This is a genomic window from Salmonella sp. SJTUF15591, assembly GCF_043356435.1.
Lineage (GTDB): Bacteria > Pseudomonadota > Gammaproteobacteria > Enterobacterales > Enterobacteriaceae > Salmonella > Salmonella enterica.
Map to the genome: position 1 here is coordinate 112,446 of NZ_JBEUJO010000011.1, position 17,285 is coordinate 129,730.

17 protein-coding genes are annotated in these 17,285 nt (G+C 49.9%); 10 read left to right on the forward strand and 7 right to left on the reverse strand.

Annotation, left to right across the window (positions count from 1 at the left end; all coding sequences use genetic code 11):
* The first annotated feature begins 8 nt into the window (after positions 1-8).
* The 3 genes from rfaY (at position 9) to ABVM99_RS21025 (ending at position 2,911) form a co-directional block, all read left to right on the forward strand.
* Positions 9-707 (forward strand): lipopolysaccharide core heptose(II) kinase RfaY, encoded by a 699-nt coding sequence (rfaY, locus tag ABVM99_RS21015; RefSeq protein ID WP_000582812.1) that lies wholly within the window; start codon positions 9-11, stop codon positions 705-707.
* A 149-nt stretch (positions 708-856) separates the two neighbouring features.
* On the forward strand, positions 857-1,666 hold the full coding sequence (gene waaZ, locus ABVM99_RS21020) for a 3-deoxy-D-manno-oct-2-ulosonate III transferase WaaZ (protein WP_000536017.1): 810 nt from the start codon (positions 857-859) through the stop codon (positions 1,664-1,666).
* Positions 1,667-1,765: 99 nt separating this feature from the next.
* Positions 1,766-2,911, forward strand: coding sequence for a lipopolysaccharide N-acetylglucosaminyltransferase (locus tag ABVM99_RS21025; RefSeq protein WP_023195503.1), 1,146 nt, complete (start codon positions 1,766-1,768; stop codon positions 2,909-2,911).
* A 56-nt stretch (positions 2,912-2,967) separates the two neighbouring features.
* On the opposite strand, the gene rfaL is transcribed toward ABVM99_RS21025, so the two are convergent.
* The 4 genes from rfaL to rfaD are packed head-to-tail and all read right to left on the reverse strand — an operon-like array spanning position 2,968 to position 7,156.
* Entirely contained in the window at positions 2,968-4,182 is a 1,215-nt protein-coding gene (gene rfaL / locus ABVM99_RS21030) for an O-antigen ligase RfaL (RefSeq protein WP_023195502.1), read from the reverse strand.
* Between the two features lie 39 nt (positions 4,183-4,221).
* On the reverse strand, positions 4,222-5,175 hold the full coding sequence (gene rfaC, locus ABVM99_RS21035; RefSeq protein WP_001264617.1) for a lipopolysaccharide heptosyltransferase RfaC: 954 nt from the start codon (positions 5,173-5,175) through the stop codon (positions 4,222-4,224).
* Positions 5,175-6,221: an ADP-heptose--LPS heptosyltransferase RfaF gene (rfaF, locus tag ABVM99_RS21040; RefSeq protein ID WP_000699196.1), complete on the reverse strand. Its 1,047-nt coding sequence runs from the start codon at positions 6,219-6,221 to the stop codon at positions 5,175-5,177. The genes rfaC and rfaF overlap by 1 nt, the downstream gene beginning before the upstream one ends.
* Before the next feature lie 2 nt (positions 6,222-6,223).
* Positions 6,224-7,156, reverse strand: a complete 933-nt coding sequence (gene rfaD / locus ABVM99_RS21045) for an ADP-glyceromanno-heptose 6-epimerase (RefSeq protein ID WP_000587771.1) — start codon at positions 7,154-7,156, stop codon at positions 6,224-6,226.
* Between the two features lie 202 nt (positions 7,157-7,358).
* Between rfaD and kbl the strand changes: the two genes are divergently transcribed.
* From kbl to ABVM99_RS21060, 3 genes are all read left to right on the forward strand, one after another.
* Positions 7,359-8,555: a glycine C-acetyltransferase gene (gene kbl / locus ABVM99_RS21050; RefSeq protein ID WP_001213790.1), complete on the forward strand. Its 1,197-nt coding sequence runs from the start codon at positions 7,359-7,361 to the stop codon at positions 8,553-8,555.
* 9 nt (positions 8,556-8,564) lie between these two features.
* On the forward strand, positions 8,565-9,590 hold the full coding sequence (gene tdh / locus ABVM99_RS21055) for an L-threonine 3-dehydrogenase (protein WP_000645990.1): 1,026 nt from the start codon (positions 8,565-8,567) through the stop codon (positions 9,588-9,590).
* Between the two features lie 292 nt (positions 9,591-9,882).
* On the forward strand, positions 9,883-10,917 hold the full coding sequence (locus ABVM99_RS21060; RefSeq protein WP_023195501.1) for a glycosyltransferase: 1,035 nt from the start codon (positions 9,883-9,885) through the stop codon (positions 10,915-10,917).
* On the opposite strand, the gene ABVM99_RS21065 is transcribed toward ABVM99_RS21060, so the two are convergent.
* Genes ABVM99_RS21065 through gpmM form a run of 3 tightly spaced genes read right to left on the reverse strand, consistent with a single transcriptional unit; the run spans position 10,904 to position 14,707 of the window.
* Entirely contained in the window at positions 10,904-11,866 is a 963-nt protein-coding gene (locus tag ABVM99_RS21065; RefSeq protein WP_001135519.1) for a divergent polysaccharide deacetylase family protein, read from the reverse strand. The genes ABVM99_RS21060 and ABVM99_RS21065 overlap by 14 nt on opposite strands.
* A 3-nt stretch (positions 11,867-11,869) precedes the next feature.
* Positions 11,870-13,129, reverse strand: coding sequence for a murein hydrolase activator EnvC (envC, locus tag ABVM99_RS21070; protein ID WP_058814511.1), 1,260 nt, complete (start codon positions 13,127-13,129; stop codon positions 11,870-11,872).
* A gap of 33 nt (positions 13,130-13,162) precedes the next feature.
* Complete coding sequence (gpmM, locus tag ABVM99_RS21075; protein ID WP_023195500.1) at positions 13,163-14,707, reverse strand: 2,3-bisphosphoglycerate-independent phosphoglycerate mutase; 1,545 nt, start codon at positions 14,705-14,707, stop codon at positions 13,163-13,165.
* A gap of 247 nt (positions 14,708-14,954) precedes the next feature.
* On the opposite strand from gpmM, the gene ABVM99_RS21080 reads away from it, so the two are divergent.
* The 4 genes from ABVM99_RS21080 to gpsA all read left to right on the forward strand — a co-directional run bounded on the left by ABVM99_RS21080 (position 14,955) and on the right by gpsA (position 17,253).
* Positions 14,955-15,386 (forward strand): rhodanese-like domain-containing protein, encoded by a 432-nt coding sequence (locus tag ABVM99_RS21080; RefSeq protein WP_001156179.1) that lies wholly within the window; start codon positions 14,955-14,957, stop codon positions 15,384-15,386.
* Positions 15,387-15,471: 85 nt separating this feature from the next.
* Positions 15,472-15,723, forward strand: coding sequence for a glutaredoxin 3 (grxC, locus tag ABVM99_RS21085; protein ID WP_001273795.1), 252 nt, complete (start codon positions 15,472-15,474; stop codon positions 15,721-15,723).
* A gap of 43 nt (positions 15,724-15,766) precedes the next feature.
* Entirely contained in the window at positions 15,767-16,234 is a 468-nt protein-coding gene (gene secB, locus ABVM99_RS21090; RefSeq protein ID WP_000003370.1) for a protein-export chaperone SecB, read from the forward strand.
* Positions 16,234-17,253 carry an NAD(P)H-dependent glycerol-3-phosphate dehydrogenase gene (gene gpsA, locus ABVM99_RS21095; RefSeq protein WP_001076596.1) on the forward strand — a complete coding sequence of 340 codons (1,020 nt, stop codon included), beginning with the start codon at positions 16,234-16,236 and terminating at the stop codon, positions 17,251-17,253. Before secB ends, gpsA begins: the two co-directional genes overlap by 1 nt.
* The last annotated feature ends 32 nt before the right edge of the window (positions 17,254-17,285 follow it).

Here is a 17,285-nt window from a genome sequence, read left to right on the forward strand (position 1 = left end):
TCTCCATTATGATTATTGAAAAAAAGGTTAAAAACTATACCGTCTTTGTCAAAAAAGACGGTGAAAAATACATTGAGATATTCAAAGATTTTCTATCTTATAATCATCAGATTATTAAAGTCTTCCGTAATATAGAAGATACAAAAGTTGTATTGATTAATACAGACTACGGAAAATATATTCTCAAAGTATTTAGTCCAAAAGTAAAAAATACTGAACGATTTTTCAAATCGTTAGTAAAAGGAGATTACTACGAAAAGCTTTTTCATCAGACAGATCGTGTGCGGCGTGAAGGGTTTGCGGCGCTTAATGATTTTTACCTGCTGGCGGAAATTAAAACATTACGCTATGTAAAAACATACGTGATGATAATTGAGTATATTGAAGGTATTGAACTTGTTGATATGCCAGAAATTTCTGACGAGGTGAGAGGGAAAATCAAACAGTCGATATATTCCCTGCATCAGCATGGTATGGTTTCGGGCGATCCCCATAAAGGTAACTTTATCCTGCAAGGCAATGAGATCAGAATTATCGATTTGTCCGGAAAAAGACCTTCCAGGCAACGAAAAGCAAAGGATCGTATTGATTTAGAAAGACATTATGGTATCAAAAATAATGTGAGAGATATCGGATTTTACTTATTGATTTATAAGAAAAAACTTCGAAATTTCCTTCGTCGTATTAAGGGTAAGGAAAAGCGCTGACCAATGTAGCACGTTTGGTTTAATTTAAGGGGCTGACTGACTTTTATTTGCTGCAGCGTTATGACATACTTGAGAGAATTTGAGATGTAATATTAGTTATTGAATATAACATTTATTTATAGGTTGCATGATAAACATACGAGTTTTTTATGGGCAGCGTTAATTTCATAACTCACGCCGATGTTCTGCAACTTATTGCGAAAAGAACGGCTGAAGATTGTATTATTTTTCTTTCTGGTCCTACGTCCAGAAAGACGCCGCTGTCCTTGTTACGAATGAAAGATGTCATTGCAGTCAATGGTTCTGTTCAATATTTGCTAAACAATAACGTCAAGCCATTTTTGTACCTTCTGACGGATGTTCGCTTCCTCCATCGTCGGCGCGAAGATTTTTATAACTTTAGCCGTAACAGTCAGTTTACTATCGTCAATCTTGATGTGTACGAACAGGCTTCAGTGGATGATCAAAAATATATTGAAGAAAACTGTTTAATTATTCGCTCCTTTTATCGCCGAGAAAAAGGGGGTTTTTTAAAGAAAATTAAATTTAATATCCTCAAGCGGGTTCATAAAGCATTACTTATTTCAGTTCCTCTTTCGAAAAGAGGGCGACTGGCTGGATTTTGCAAGGATATCAGCATCGGATATTGCTCTTGCCATACTATTGCTTATACCGCTATTCAGGTTGCCTATTCCCTCAAGTATGGCCGTATTATATGTTCTGGGCTTGACTTAACAGGGAGTTGCCCACGTTTCTATGACGAATCTACCAGCCCTATGCCATCTGAGCTTAGTAAAGACCTGTTTAAAATACTGCCATTTTTTACTTTTATGAGAAAAAATGTGAGTGATTTAAATATCTTTAATTTATCAGATGATACTGCAATTCATTACGATATTATTCCATATATTACAGCCTCGGAACTTGAGGATGAAATATATTACGATAAAATTGTCTAGACACTAGATAAATAATTATTTTGCGTTGCTTCGGCACGCATTTCTTTTTCTATAAAATTTCTTTTTCTATAAAGTTAACTATTCTGGATTATAGCTATTATGATTAAAAAAATCATATTTACTGTTACTCCTATATTTTCAATTCCTCCTCGTGGTGCGGCTGCGGTAGAAACCTGGATTTACCAGGTTGCAAAACGACTATCAATACCGAGTGCTATTGCTTGTATAAAGAATGCTGGCTATCCTGAATATAATAAAATAAACGATAACTGTGATATTCATTACATTGGGTTTAGTCAAGTTTATAAGCGTCTTTTTCAGAAATGGACTCGTCTCGACCCACTACCCTATTCCCAGCGCGTCCTTAATATTAGAGATAAAGTGACTACCCAGGAAGATAGCGTCATTGTTATTCATAATAGTATGAAACTGTATCGGCAGATCAGAGAGCGCAATCCAAATGCAAAACTGGTTATGCACATGCATAACGCATTTGAACCAGAACTTCCTGATAACGATGCAAAAATTATCGTGCCCAGTCAGTTTCTTAAAGCGTTTTATGAAGAAAGATTGCCTGCCGCTGCTGTTAGTATTGTGCCTAATGGTTTTTGTGCTGAGACTTATAAAAGAAACCCACAAGATAATCTTCGTCAGCAATTAAATATTGCGGAAGATGCCACCGTTCTCTTATATGCCGGGAGAATTTCGCCTGATAAAGGCATCCTGTTGCTTTTGCAGGCGTTCAAAAAATTACGTACCTTAAGAAGTAATATTAAACTTGTCGTTGTTGGCGACCCTTATGCAAGCCGCAAGGGTGAAAAAGCAGAGTATCAAAAGAAAGTACTGGACGCCGCAAAAGAGATTGGAACTGATTGTATTATGGCTGGGGGGCAATCTCCTGACCAGATGCATAACTTCTATCATATAGCCGATCTGGTTATTGTGCCATCTCAGGTTGAAGAAGCATTTTGCATGGTGGCTGTAGAAGCGATGGCAGCAGGAAAAGCGGTTCTTGCCAGCAAAAAAGGGGGGATTAGCGAATTTGTGTTAGATGGCATAACGGGCTATCACCTCGCAGAACCTATGTCGAGCGACAGTATAATTAATGATATTAACCGTGCGCTTGCTGATAAGGAACGCCACCAGATTGCCGAAAAAGCAAAATCCCTGGTGTTTTCAAAATACAGTTGGGAAAATGTAGCGCAGCGTTTCGAGGAACAAATGAAAAACTGGTTTGATAAGTGATTGAGTCCTGATGATGGAAAACGCGCTGATACCGTAATAAGTATCAGCGCGTTTTTTTATCTATTTCTTAGCGCCAGCAGAAAACCGGTAATGATACCAATTTGAGCAATATCGACCTGTTCAAAATTGCCACGAACGATATAAAAACCGACGAAAGATAAAAATAGCAAGAGATGAGCATTGTAGGGGCTTATCTCTACTTTCCTGAAGGTAGAGCTGGCTGTTTCCCTAATGATAGCGCCATATAAATAGGCCAGGCTCGCCAGACCCAATATGCCTGCACTAAACCAGATGTACAGAATGGTATTATGCGGACCGATAGATTCTTTAAAGGTCCACGTTGGATAATCGACAACGCGTTTATTATAAACACCATCATACACATCATTACCATAGCCGTAGCCCTTGATCGGGTTTTCCTGAATCAGTATCCACGCGGTGCCCTGGGTTCCGTTAGTATAACGATATGAGCTATCTGTCTGCTGTAATTTATACAGTAAATGTTCTGGGTCTGGTTTGTTATTATGTTGAGTGATAACCAAAGCGCCGATAATGGCTAATAAAATGGCACCAACTCCTATTAACTTCCATTGGCGGTTCAGTATTGCCCACAGAACACCTACTATAAGCACCGCCAACCATGCCCCTCGCGATAGGGTTCCCAGGATAAAGAAAAGATAGATAGCGCTAAGCACCAAAAAAACCAACTTAATTGCATTTTTTCTAAACAGCCAAATATTCAATAATGCTGGAAATAAGAAAACCATGGAATCGGACATATGTCGATGCGCATAGCTCATGAATGGCATAATCCCTTTATTATAGTCCTCGATATATAGAATACTCTCTGCAAGGCAGCGAAGTCCTAAACTTGTTAAAAAGGAGAAAAGTACTATTTTCGCAACCGTTTCTTTTGTTTCATCTTTTAATAGTACGGGAATTAATAAAGTATATAATAAGAAACCCTCCAGTACCGTATTTTCAAATTCCTTGAAACTTTCTTTCATATCTGGCGATATGAGTATGGAATAAACAAGGATTAATGATAATACTGCTACGCTATAAAATACGCTATTTTTGAAAAGAGGGGGGAAACTTTTCGGTGAGCGTGAGACCTGATAAATCGCGGTGATAACCATAAGTATGATTATCAAATGTTTATAACGCGTAATACCATCCAGAAAATACGTGGCAACAAAAAGAAAAACCAGCGCTTTATTCCAGATCGGTTTCCATTTCTCTTTATTTAACGTTAATGATGTGGTTAGCATCTTTTCTCCACAATAGGTTTGGGATGAGACAGAGTCTCTTTAATGAATCTTTCCAAATACGCTTGTGGCATCTAAATTCGCCAGGTTCTGTTCTGGTGAGCAGCATGCCATTTGGTTCTTCCCATAACCTCCAATTAACCCAGGGTCCGTTGGGCCATATAGCGTAATATTCGGTCTGTCGAGCGCGGCGGTGAGATGGCTCAGGCCGGTATCAACCGATACGACAAATTTTGCGCCAGCCAGCACTCTGGCGACCTCCTCCAGGCTCATGCGCGGTAACACATCCACATAGTCAAAGCCTTCGGCCAGTCGTTTAGCACGGGCCTCCTCATGAGGCGCGCCCCAGGGAAGTTTTATCCGTAATCCGGTGTTGCCCACCATACCGATAAGCTCGCGCCAGTTTGCTTCCGGCCAGTGTTTATCATCGCGGGTCGTGGCATGTAAAAACACCGCATACGGATCGCTAACCGCCTGCTGGCAATGCAGAAAATGTTTTGCGATGGCATAATCGCCCTGCGACTGCGGTTTATCGTATCCCAGGCTTTTGGCGAACAGCTCGCGCGTCCGTTCAACCGCATGTTGTTGCTTTGCGATATGGTGTTTACGGTTATAAAACAGGCTGGCCAGCGGTTCGCGGGCGGTACTCCAGTCCATACCGTGCTTTATCCCATGCGCCAGACGCGTCACCAGCGCCGCGCTTTTCACCAGCCCCTGCGCATCAATCACAGCGTCGTATTGGTATGCGCATACCGCCCGATGAAAGGCTGTGCGTTCCGCTTTAATGGGCGCGGAAAACCAGGCTTTGCGCCAACGGCGAATAGCGACGGGAATCACGCGATCGACAGCACTGTGCCAGGACGGAATTTGCGCAAACCCTTCTTCGACAACCCAATCAAATTGAATCCCCGGAATCGCCTGTTGCGCGTCGGTAAGCGCAGGCAGGGTATGTAATACGTCGCCCATCGATGATGTTTTAACGATCAAAACCCGCATTAAACGCCCTCTTCCGACAACAGCGAATGAAGCTCTTCCAGAACCCGCTGCGGCGTGATATCGATCAGGCTCTGGTGATAGCCTTGCGCCGTATCACCTTTACGCACTTTGTGATAACCCGTAATGAGACGAATCACCCGGGCCTTATGAGACAGCGGCGGCGTGAAATCCGGGCTACTTGGGCCATACAAGGCGACCAGCGGGCGGTCGAGCGCCGCCGCGACGTGCATCAGTCCGGAATCGTTGGTGACGATGGCTTTACAGGCGGCTATCAGAATGACGGCCTGTTCCAGCTGGGTTTCCCCCGCCAGGTTGCGACACCATGCCTGCTGCTCGCTATTCAGCGCCGCCAGGATCTCATTTCCGGCTTCATGGTCTTTTGCCGAGCCAAACAGCACGACCTGATACCCTTCGTTAATGAGCTGTTTTGCCAGTTCGGCGTAGTGATAGTGCGGCCAACGTTTTGCCGGGCCAAATTCCGCGCCGGGGCAAAAGCCGATCAGAGGACGTTCAGAAGATAGTGAAAAGTCGCTGCACATCAGCGACTTTTCACCCTCGCTAACCTGGAGCTGTGGCCAGAGTAGCGGCTGCGGCAGATCTTTCGCCGTGCGCATCACGCCCTTGTCATAAGCCAGCGCCACGTAGCGCTCCACCATCAGCGGCCAGGCGTCTTTATCAAGGACGCGCGCATCGTTCAGCAGGCCATAGCGCATTTCGCCGCGCCAGCCAGTACGGTGCGGGATATTGGCAAAGAAAGGAATCAGCGCCGATTTAAACGAATTTGGCAACACCCAGGCGCGATCGTAGCGCTTCTCTCGCAGGCTATGGCCCAATCTGCGGCGCTCGCCGATTTCCAGCGCGCCGTGGCCCAACGGCATGGGTATCGCCTCGTTAACTTCCGGCATACGCGATAATAACGGACGACACCAGGCTGGCGCCATCACGTCGATTATCGCCTGGGGATAGCGCGCTTTAAGCGTGCGATAGAGACTTTGCGACATCATCATGTCGCCCACCCAGGACGGGCCAATGACCAAAATTTTCATACTTACGCGTCGCGGTTCAGCCAGGCCATATACTCCGTGACGCCTTCGGCGACGGTCTTAAAGGGTTTGTCGTAGCCCGCGTTGCGCAGATTGGTTAAATCCGCCTGCGTAAACGCCTGATAGCGGCCTTTCAGCTTATCCGGGAACGGAATGTATTCAATGCTGCCTTTTTTATGGTATGCCAGCGTCGCGTCGGCGACGGCCTGGAAAGATTCTGCACGGCCTGTGCCCAGGTTAAAGATGCCGGACTTGCCGCTTTCCAGGAACCACAGGTTAACGGCGGCCACATCGCCCACGTAAACGAAGTCGCGCTTGAAGTTTTCGCTGCCTTCAAACAGTTTCGGGCTTTCGCCGTTGTTTAACTGTGTATTCAGATGAAATGCCACGCTTGCCATGCTGCCTTTATGGCCTTCACGTGGTCCATAGACGTTGAAATAGCGGAAACCGACAATCTGCGAGTTCGCTTCTGGCAGGATCTGGCGCACGTATTCATCAAACAGGAATTTAGAATAGCCGTAAACGTTAAGCGGTTTTTCGTATTCGCGCGATTCGATGAAATCAGACGTGCGACCGCCATAGGTGGCGGCAGAAGAGGCGTAGAGGAACGGGATTTCGCGCTCAAGACAATAGTGCAGTAGCTCTTTGGAGTATTGATAGTTATTATCCATCATATACTTGCCGTCCCACTCGGTGGTGGAAGAGCAGGCGCCTTCATGGAAAATAGCTTCGATATCGCCGAGCTCTTCTCCGGACATAATCTGGATCAGGAAATCTTCCTTATCCATATAGTCAGCAATGTTCAGATCCACCAGGTTTACAAACTTGGTGCCGTCTTTCAGGTTATCCACCACCAGAATATCGGTGATACCTTTATCATTCAGGGCCTTAACGATATTGCTGCCGATAAAGCCCGCGCCGCCGGTAACGATGATCATAACTGTAACCTTTGAATTATGGTGTCAGAGACTGTCTCAGACATGAATGCTCTTATCATAACACTATTCATCCATTCACTGATAACCCGTGAGGATACGCGTGATTTATGCTGCATTTTAAAGAAGTGATGACGCGTCATCTCGTATCAACGTATCGCTTTGGGTAATATGTGCTGAAATTTGCCCAGTCTGGAGAATCGCAATGCGTGGGGATTTTTACAAACAGTTAACCAACGATCTGGAAACCGCCCGGGCGGAAGGATTGTTTAAAGAAGAGCGCATTATTACGTCTGCGCAGCAGGCGGATATCACCGTGGCGGATGGAAGCCACGTTATTAACTTTTGCGCCAATAACTATCTCGGGCTGGCGAATCACCCTGAGCTGATTAATGCCGCAAAAGCGGGCATGGACAGCCACGGTTTCGGTATGGCGTCCGTGCGTTTTATCTGCGGCACCCAGGACAGCCACAAAGCGCTGGAGCAAAAGCTGGCAAGCTTCCTCGGCATGGAAGATGCGATTCTGTACTCCTCCTGTTTCGATGCTAACGGCGGCTTGTTTGAGACGTTGCTGGGCGCGGAAGACGCTATTATTTCCGACGCGCTGAATCACGCGTCTATCATTGACGGCGTGCGTTTGTGTAAAGCGAAGCGCTATCGCTATGCCAACAACGATATGGCAGAGCTGGAAGCGCGGCTGAAAGAGGCGCGTGAGGCCGGCGCGCGTCATGTCCTGATCGCCACCGACGGCGTGTTCTCAATGGATGGCGTCATCGCCAATCTGAAAGGCGTCTGTGATCTGGCCGATAAATACGATGCGCTGGTGATGGTTGATGATTCTCACGCGGTAGGCTTTGTCGGCGAAAACGGTCGTGGTTCCCATGAATACTGCGACGTAATGGGCCGCGTAGATATTATTACCGGTACGCTGGGCAAAGCGTTAGGCGGCGCATCCGGCGGCTATACCGCGGCGCGTAAAGAGGTCGTTGAGTGGTTGCGTCAGCGTTCCCGCCCATATCTGTTCTCCAACTCCCTGGCGCCGGCGATCGTGGCGGCTTCTATTAAAGTGTTAGAGATGGTGGAAGCGGGCGCAGAACTGCGCGATCGCTTGTGGGCGAACGCCCGGCAGTTCCGTGAGCAGATGTCTGCCGCGGGATTTACGCTGGCAGGCGCGGATCACGCCATCATCCCGGTAATGCTGGGAGATGCGGTTGTCGCGCAGAAATTTGCCCGCGAACTGCAAAAAGAGGGCATTTACGTTACCGGTTTCTTCTATCCGGTCGTACCAAAAGGTCAGGCGCGTATTCGTACCCAGATGTCTGCGGCGCATACGCCTGAGCAAATTACGCGTGCGGTAGACGCGTTCACGCGTATTGGTAAACAACTGGGCGTGATTGCCTGAGGATGTAAGATGAAAGCGTTATCCAAACTGAAAGCGGAAGAGGGCATCTGGATGACCGACGTTCCGGAACCGGAAGTCGGCCATAACGATTTGCTGATTAAAATCCGTAAAACAGCCATCTGCGGTACTGACGTTCACATCTATAACTGGGATGACTGGTCGCAAAAAACCATCCCGGTTCCGATGGTCGTGGGGCATGAATATGTCGGCGAAGTGGTCGGCATCGGTCAGGAAGTGAAAGGCTTTAAAATCGGCGATCGCGTCTCCGGCGAAGGTCATATCACCTGCGGTCATTGCCGCAACTGCCGTGGCGGTCGTACTCACCTGTGTCGTAACACCACCGGCGTGGGCGTCAACCGTCCCGGCTGCTTCGCGGAATACCTGGTCATCCCGGCGTTCAATGCGTTTAAAATCCCGGATAACATTTCTGATGATTTAGCCTCTATTTTCGACCCGTTTGGTAATGCGGTGCATACGGCGTTGTCTTTCGATCTGGTCGGCGAAGATGTACTGGTATCGGGGGCGGGGCCAATCGGCGTAATGGCCGCCGCGGTGGCGAAACATGTCGGCGCGCGTCATGTGGTGATTACTGACGTCAATGAATACCGTCTGGAGCTGGCGCGTAAAATGGGCGTCACCCGCGCGGTCAACGTCGCGAAAGAGAGCCTGAACGACGTCATGGCGGAGCTGGGAATGACCGAAGGATTCGATGTGGGTCTGGAGATGTCCGGCGCGCCGCCGGCGTTTCGTACCATGCTGGACACCATGAATCACGGCGGTCGTATTGCGATGCTGGGGATTCCGCCATCAGATATGTCTATCGACTGGACAAAAGTCATCTTTAAGGGCTTGTTCATTAAAGGTATTTATGGTCGTGAGATGTTCGAAACGTGGTACAAAATGGCGGCGCTGATCCAGTCCGGTCTGGATCTGTCACCGATTATCACCCATCGTTTCTCTATTGATGATTTCCAGAAAGGTTTTGACGCCATGCGTTCAGGCCAGTCAGGAAAAGTTATTCTGAGCTGGGATTAATATGTATAGAGACCCGATAATTTTATCGGGTCTGATATACGTTTCATCGTAAAAGGTTGGTGTCATTCGCCAACCTTTTTTGTTAGGGAAAATCTGGAAAGCCGTAAAGAATTGTCATAGACATCAAGCATTCGTAATTGCGCTTTACTCTTATTTTACTCGCTAACGTCACGCTCTACTCTGAGTTTTGTGCTTGCTTTTTACTGTAAAAATTAATTATGGCGGCTTAATAGTTTCTTAATAGAGCCACAGTATAAAGGCAGGGTAAATTAAGGTTTTTCTGGTAATCGTTATGAAAAATAGTAAAACCAAAGTGAGTATCATTGTCCCGTTATATAATGCGGGAGCGGATTTTAATGCTTGCATGGCGTCGTTAATCGCGCAAACGTGGTCGGCGCTGGAAATTATTATTGTGAATGATGGATCGACGGATCATTCCGTTGAGATAGCAAAACATTACGCGGAACATTACCCGCATGTTCGACTGCTTCATCAGGCCAATGCTGGCGCATCTGTCGCCCGTAATCTTGGCCTGCAAGCGGCGACCGGCGATTACGTCGCCTTTGTTGATGCAGATGACCTGGTCTATCCGAAGATGTATGAAACGCTGATGACCATGGCGCTTAACGATGATCTGGACGTTGCGCAGTGCAACGCGGACTGGTGCGTCCGAAAAACCGGGCACGCCTGGCAATCTATTCCGACCGATCGTCTGCGCTCCACCGGAGTATTAAGTGGACCGGATTGGTTGCGTATGGCGCTGGCCTCGCGGCGCTGGACGCATGTTGTCTGGATGGGCGTTTATCGACGTGCGCTGATTATCGATAACAATATTACTTTCGTTCCCGGACTACATCATCAGGACATATTATGGTCGACGGAAGTTATGTTTAATGCCACGCGCGTACGTTATACCGAACAATCATTATATAAATATTTCCTGCATGATAATTCGGTAAGCCGTTTGCAAAGACAAGGCAATAAAAATCTTAATTATCAGCGGCATTATATTAAAATTACGCGATTATTAGAAAAGCTCAATCGTGATTATGCCAGTCGTATTCCGATTTACCCGGAATTTCGCCAGCAAATTACCTGGGAAGCGTTACGTGTTTGTCATGCGGTACGTAAAGAGCCTGATATTTTGACCCGCCAGCGTATGATTGCCGAAATTTTTACTTCTGGCATGTATAGACGGATGATGGCTAACGTCCGCAGCGCGAAAGCAGCTTATCAGACGCTGCTCTGGTCCTTCCGGCTGTGGCAATGGCGCGACAAAACCTTGTCGCACCGTCGTATGGCCCGTAAGGCGCTCAATCTGTCTTAGCGCTCACGTTTTTAGGCGCGGCGATTTTCCCCCAGCCTTGCCACTGATGCTGGAACCAGACAACCACGGAACTTTGCGTAATGCTCTCGCCGATGACGCTGAAAAAGCGCGTAGCGTAGACCGGTTGCAGCGGTTTTTTCGGCTTGCACATCTTCACGCCGCGGAAGGGATTGCGCGGTGCGTCAATTTTCTGCGGCGTTACACCAGGTCGGGACGTATCTACCTGCGGTTCGTTGAGCAGGCTGCCCGGACGTACCAGGGTGATATCCGCCGGCAGGCGATAAACCATCTGTTGCAGCACGCGAACCGTTGCGGGATGCGGATGACCAATCGCGATAGCGGAACCGTTGCGACGGGCCAGTTCGATAGCGCGATTAAACTGACGGCGGATATCCGCCTCGTTTTGCGTATCGTCGAGGAACACTTTGCGCTTGATCACTTTCACACCCGTACCGGATGCCGCGCGCATCGCCTGGCTATTGCCAATCGTCATGCTGTCGAGAAAATAGAGATTGTAATGTTCCAGCGCCTGCATAACTTTTTGCATACCGAACAGGCTGGAAGTCATTGCGCTGCCCATGTGGTTATTAAGCCCGACGGCATACGGCACGTTGTTTACCGCCTCGCGGATAATGCGCTCGATCTCATCGCTGCTCATATCTGGTCGCAGCGTATCCTTCTCCAGCGGCTGTTTGCTTAGCGGCGCCATCGGCAGATGGATTAACACCTCATGCCCGCTATTGTGCGCTTTAGTTGCCATTTCGCGCGCGTGCGGCGCGTTGGGCAGTACGGCGACGGAGATGTTTGGCGGCAGCGCCAGAACCTGGTTTTCCGTGTGCGGGCGATAGCCAAAATCATCAATCACGATGGCGAGCTTGCCAGCGAAAACGGGATGTGCAAACGCCAGCAAAGTGGCCAGCGTGAGAATGGAGCGACGAAACTGAGGCAAAACTTATCTTCCCAACCACGGCTGTGGATTGACGGCCTGACCCTGGCGACGAATTTCGAAATAAAGCGAGGGTCTGCCCTGACCGCCGCTACTGCCCACAAGGGCGATAGGTTGTCCGGCGCGCACCTGCGCGCCTACGCTGACCAACGCGCTCTGATTATAGCCGTAAAGGCTCATATCGCCTTTACCATGCTCCACGACCACCACCAGGCCATAGCCTTGCAGCCAGTCCGCCAGAATCACCCTGCCGTCGGCGATGGCTTTGACCTCGGTGCCTTCCGACGCGCCGATCACCATCCCCTTCCAACGTAGCTCACCCTGCAGCCGTTCGCCATAGCGATGCAATATCGGGCCGCGTACCGGCCAGTATGCCTGACCGCGAGGCGCGCCCAGACCGCCGGTGCGGGACATTAGCGAACGCTCGCTTTCCGTCGGCTTATAGGTGCTGCCTTTACGCGAGGCTTCCTGCTGCTTATCGCGTACCGCCTGCGCTTCGCGGGCTTCACGCTCCGCTCGCGCTTTGGCCGCCGCTTCCGCCCGCGCGATACTGTTGCGTAGGCGTGATTCGTTGGCGCGTAGTTCGCTTAACTGTTGCTGGCCTTGCTGAATAGACGACTCCAGTCCGGCAAGCGTTTTCTTACGTTCATTACGCGCCTGCTCCAGCTTCGCCTGCTGGGCGCGCTGTTCATACAGCAACGTTTGTTGTTGGCTTTGCTTCTCTTCCAGCTCGGCTTTTTGCGTGGCGACCTGTTCGCGAGTCTGTTTCAGTTCGGCGATAGTCTCCTGGCGCGCCTGGTTCAGATAGCCGAAGTAGGCCTGCAGGCGTTGCCCACGCTGGCTCTCTTCTCCGCTAAGAATAAGCTGAATGCCGGTGTGTTCGCCCTGGCGGAAAGCGGCGTCCAACTGCGCGGCGAGATTACGCTCCTGGCTGGCTTTTTGCTGCTCCAGTTTGGCAATTGAGGCGTTCATCTCATCAATTTGCGCGTTTAACTGATCCAGAGTGCTTTGCGTTTCGCGCAACTTACGTGCTGCGGCCGAGATGGCCTCTTCCTGGGCTTTCAGTTGTGCCAGGAGGCTGGCGCGCTGTTGCTGCTGCTGGCGTACGTCGCGTTCTTTCGCGGCGATATCGGCCTGAATAGATTTGAGTTGATCGCGGTCATCCGCGTGGGCGGAAAAGGCGCACAACAATACGCCAGCGCTAAGTACGCTGGCGTAGAACAAAGGCCTGACTGAAAACGTTCTTGGTTTCACGGCCTGTTGAATGGTGTTAATCGCCTTTCCCCTCATGGGGAGGGATTATTCCACGATGAACAGCGGCTTACCAGTCATCTCTTGCGGGATTTCCATCCCCATCAGCGACAGCATGGTAGGCGCAATGTCTGAAAGTTTGCCGCCTTCAACCGCCTTCACGTTTTTCTCGCCGACATAAATCAGCGGCACCGGCAGGTTGGTGTGGGCGGTATGCGCCTGACCGGTCGCCGGATCGCGCATCTGCTCCGCGTTGCCGTGGTCCGCGGTAATCAACAGTTGTCCACCAACGGACTCAACCGCTTTTGTTACCTGGTCAATGCAGTTATCCAACGCTTCCACCGCTTTGATGGCGGCTTCCATCACGCCGGTATGACCGACCATATCGCCGTTTGGATAGTTACAAATGATGGTGTCGTATTTACCGCTTTCGATCGCCGCGACCAATTTTTCAGTCAATTCTGCAGAGCTCATTTCCGGTTGCAGGTCATAAGTGGCCACTTTCGGGGAGTTGATCAGAATGCGCTCTTCACCAGCAAACGGTTCTTCTACGCCGCCGTTAAAGAAAAAGGTTACGTGCGCATATTTTTCCGTTTCGGAAATACGCAGCTGAGTTTTGTCGTTTTTCGCCATCCATTCGCCAAAGGTATTCGCCAGCGACGCTGGTGGGTAGGCAACGGCAGTTTTGATGTCGGCGGCGTATTCGGTCAGCATCACGAAGTTCAGATTAACCACTTTCTTACGCGCAAAGCCGTCGAAATCAGCATTAACGAAAGCGCGGGTAATTTCGCGCGCGCGGTCAGCGCGGAAGTTCATGAAAATCAGCGTGTCGCCGTCTTCCATCGCCGCATCAGCCTGGCCCTCGGCGCGGATAACGGTCGCTTTGACAAACTCATCGTTTTCATCACGAGCGTAAGCGGCCTGCAGGCCAGCCACAGCGGTATCCGCCTGGAATTCGCCCTGGGCCAGGGTCATCAGATCATACGCTTTTTCCACGCGATCCCAACGGTTGTCGCGGTCCATAGCGTAGTAACGACCGACGATAGACGCCACGCGGCCTTTGCCCAGCGCGGCGAATTTGTCTTCGAATTTTTTCAGCGAGGCTTCAGCGCTGCGCGGCGGCGTGTCGCGACCGTCGAGGAAGGCGTGCAGATAGATTTTTTCTGCGCCGCGCTCTGCAGCCAGTTCCACCATCGCCATAATGTGATCTTCGTGGCTGTGGACGCCGCCCGCGGACAGCAGACCCATAATATGAACCGCTTTATCGGCGTTTTTCGCCTGGTCTACCGCATTGGTCAGGACTGGGTTAGCAAAGAAAGTACGTTCTTTAATTTCAACGTCCAGACGCGTCAGGTCCTGATAAACGATGCGGCCTGCGCCCAGGTTAACGTGGCCCACTTCGGAGTTGCCCATCTGGCGGTCAGGCAGACCCACTTCCAGACCGGATGCGTCGATCAGGGTATGCGGACGTTTTGCCCACAGAGCATCCATCACCGGGGTTTTGGCGTTTAAGATAGCGTTATCCTGCTGTTCTTCACGGTAGCCGTAGCCATCCAGAATCACCAGTACCATAGGTTTTTTAGAAACCGACATTGCGACAACCTCATACTCAATAGACAAAATAATTGCGTAATTTTACTACAGCTGAATCGATAAAATAGCCTCAGAAGATCAAAGAAAGGGATCGCGCTGGCGTGAGAAGGCAAGTAATAGCGTGATTTTTTTTCGTAGCGCCCCGCAAAAATGCATTCCAGTGCACGCTCTGGCTGTATTTGCGCCACTGCACAGGTATACTCCTTTCCTGGTTTTTTAATCACTACGTCGGGAGTTGTTACCCCCCATGCAAGAAATTATGCAATTTGTTGGCCGTCATCCCATACTGAGTATCGCCTGGATTGCGTTACTGGTGGCGGTTTTATTTACCACGTTCAAAGGTCTGACTTCAAAAGTTAAGGTGATTACACGCGGCGAAGCCACGCGCCTTATCAACAAAGAGGACGCCGTTGTTGTGGATTTACGTCAACGTGACGATTTCCGTAAAGGCCATATCGCTGGCGCGACCAATTTGCTGCCGAGCGAAATCAAAGCCAACAATGTTGGCGAACTGGAAAAGCACAAAGACAAGCCGATTATCGTGGTCGACGGTTCTGGTATGCAGTGCCAGGAATCCGCTAACGCGCTGACAAAAGCCGGCTTTGAAAAGGTCTTTGTGTTGAAAGAAGGCGTAGCAGGCTGGAGCGGCGAGAATCTGCCTCTGGTGCGCGGTAAGTGATTACCCGTCGTTTTCATGACGCAAGGGGAATGACTTGCCCTTGCGTCGACATGAAATCCATCGGGTAAAAAACAGGAGCGAAGTCATGGCCAATATTGAAATCTACACCAAAGCAACCTGTCCGTTTTGCCATCGTGCAAAGGCGCTGTTAAACAGCAAGGGCGTGAGTTTCCAGGAAATTGCGATTGACGGCGACGCCGTGAAGCGTGAAGAGATGATCAAACGTAGTGGCCGAACGACGGTTCCGCAAATTTTTATTGATGCACAGCACATTGGCGGTTGTGACGACTTGTATGCGCTGGATGCGCGTGGTGGACTGGATCCGCTGTTGCGTTAAGGCGTACTCAAGTATTTAAGGACAACACTAAAGGGTTTTACACATGTCAGAACAAAATAACACTGAAATGGCTTTCCAGATCCAACGTATCTATACCAAGGATGTTTCTTTCGAAGCGCCAAACGCACCGCATGTTTTCCAGAAAGATTGGCAGCCAGAGGTTAAACTGGATCTTGATACGGCATCTTCCCAACTGGCGGATGACGTTTATGAAGTTGTGCTGCGTGTTACCGTAACGGCTTCCCTGGGGGAAGAAACCGCGTTCCTGTGCGAAGTTCAGCAGGCCGGTATTTTCTCCATCAGCGGTATTGAAGGTACTCAGATGGCGCATTGCCTGGGCGCATACTGCCCGAACATTCTGTTCCCGTATGCTCGCGAGTGCATCACCAGCCTGGTTTCACGCGGTACGTTCCCGCAACTGAACCTTGCGCCGGTCAACTTTGATGCGCTGTTCATGAACTATTTGCAGCAGCAGGCTGGCGAAGGTACTGAAGAACATCAGGATGCCTGATGAACCAAAGTAATGCGTCAATGACAGTCATCGGTGCCGGCTCGTACGGCACCGCTCTTGCCATCACTCTGGCGAGAAACGGCCACCAGGTTGTCCTGTGGGGCCACGACCCAAAACATATCGCGACCCTGGAGCACGATCGCTGCAACGTCGCGTTCCTTCCCGATGTGCCTTTTCCCGATACGTTACACCTGGAAAGCGACTTAGCAACCGCGCTGGCGGCCAGTCGTAACATTCTGGTGGTGGTGCCAAGCCATGTTTTCAGCGACGTGCTGCGGCAGATTAAACCGCTGATGCGTCCGGATGCGCGTCTGGTATGGGCGACCAAAGGCCTGGAAGCGGAAACGGGGCGCCTGTTGCAGGATGTCGCTCGCGAGGCGTTAGGCGATCAAATCCCGCTGGCGGTGATTTCCGGTCCGACGTTCGCTAAAGAGCTGGCGGCGGGTTTGCCGACGGCAATCTCGCTGGCCTCAACCGATGAGACCTTTGCCGACGATCTCCAGCAACTGTTGCACTGCGGAAAAAGTTTTCGCGTCTATATCAATGCGGATTTTATCGGCGTGCAGCTTGGCGGCGCGGTGAAAAACGTGATTGCGATTGGCGCGGGGATGTCTGACGGCATCGGCTTCGGCGCGAACGCCCGCACGGCGCTAATCACGCGTGGACTGACCGAAATGTCGCGGCTTGGCGCAGCGCTTGGCGCCGATCCCGCCACCTTTATGGGGATGGCGGGTTTAGGCGATCTGGTGCTGACCTGTACCGACAACCAGTCGCGCAACCGTCGTTTTGGCATGATGCTTGGCCAGGGCATGGACGTTAAAGGCGCGCAGGATAAGATTGGCCAGGTGGTCGAAGGCTATCGCAATACGAAAGAAGTTCGTGAATTGGCGCACCGTTTTGGTGTTGAAATGCCAATAACCGAGGAAATTTATCAAGTATTGTATTGCGGAAAAAACGCGCGCGAGGCAGCATTAACGTTATTAGGTCGCGCCCGCAAGGAAGAGCTGAGTCGCCACTAGCCGTAAGGAACTGTTTGCATAAACGACCCAAC

Excerpts from the sequence above, each read along its gene's own strand:
- rfaY (WP_000582812.1), top strand. The coding sequence starts at position 9 with ATGATTATTGAAAAAAAGGTTAAAAACTATACCGTCTTTGTCAAAAAA.
- waaZ (WP_000536017.1), top strand. The coding sequence starts at position 857 with ATGGGCAGCGTTAATTTCATAACTCACGCCGATGTTCTGCAACTTATT.
- ABVM99_RS21025 (WP_023195503.1), top strand. The coding sequence starts at position 1,766 with ATGATTAAAAAAATCATATTTACTGTTACTCCTATATTTTCAATTCCT.
- rfaL (WP_023195502.1), bottom strand. The coding sequence starts at position 4,182 with ATGCTAACCACATCATTAACGTTAAATAAAGAGAAATGGAAACCGATC.
- rfaC (WP_001264617.1), bottom strand. The coding sequence starts at position 5,175 with ATGCGGGTTTTGATCGTTAAAACATCATCGATGGGCGACGTATTACAT.
- rfaF (WP_000699196.1), bottom strand. The coding sequence starts at position 6,221 with ATGAAAATTTTGGTCATTGGCCCGTCCTGGGTGGGCGACATGATGATG.
- rfaD (WP_000587771.1), bottom strand. The coding sequence starts at position 7,156 with ATGATCATCGTTACCGGCGGCGCGGGCTTTATCGGCAGCAATATCGTT.
- kbl (WP_001213790.1), top strand. The coding sequence starts at position 7,359 with ATGCGTGGGGATTTTTACAAACAGTTAACCAACGATCTGGAAACCGCC.
- tdh (WP_000645990.1), top strand. The coding sequence starts at position 8,565 with ATGAAAGCGTTATCCAAACTGAAAGCGGAAGAGGGCATCTGGATGACC.
- ABVM99_RS21060 (WP_023195501.1), top strand. The coding sequence starts at position 9,883 with ATGAAAAATAGTAAAACCAAAGTGAGTATCATTGTCCCGTTATATAAT.
- gpmM (WP_023195500.1), bottom strand. The coding sequence starts at position 14,707 with ATGTCGGTTTCTAAAAAACCTATGGTACTGGTGATTCTGGATGGCTAC.
- ABVM99_RS21080 (WP_001156179.1), top strand. The coding sequence starts at position 14,955 with ATGCAAGAAATTATGCAATTTGTTGGCCGTCATCCCATACTGAGTATC.
- grxC (WP_001273795.1), top strand. The coding sequence starts at position 15,472 with ATGGCCAATATTGAAATCTACACCAAAGCAACCTGTCCGTTTTGCCAT.
- secB (WP_000003370.1), top strand. The coding sequence starts at position 15,767 with ATGTCAGAACAAAATAACACTGAAATGGCTTTCCAGATCCAACGTATC.
- gpsA (WP_001076596.1), top strand. The coding sequence starts at position 16,234 with ATGAACCAAAGTAATGCGTCAATGACAGTCATCGGTGCCGGCTCGTAC.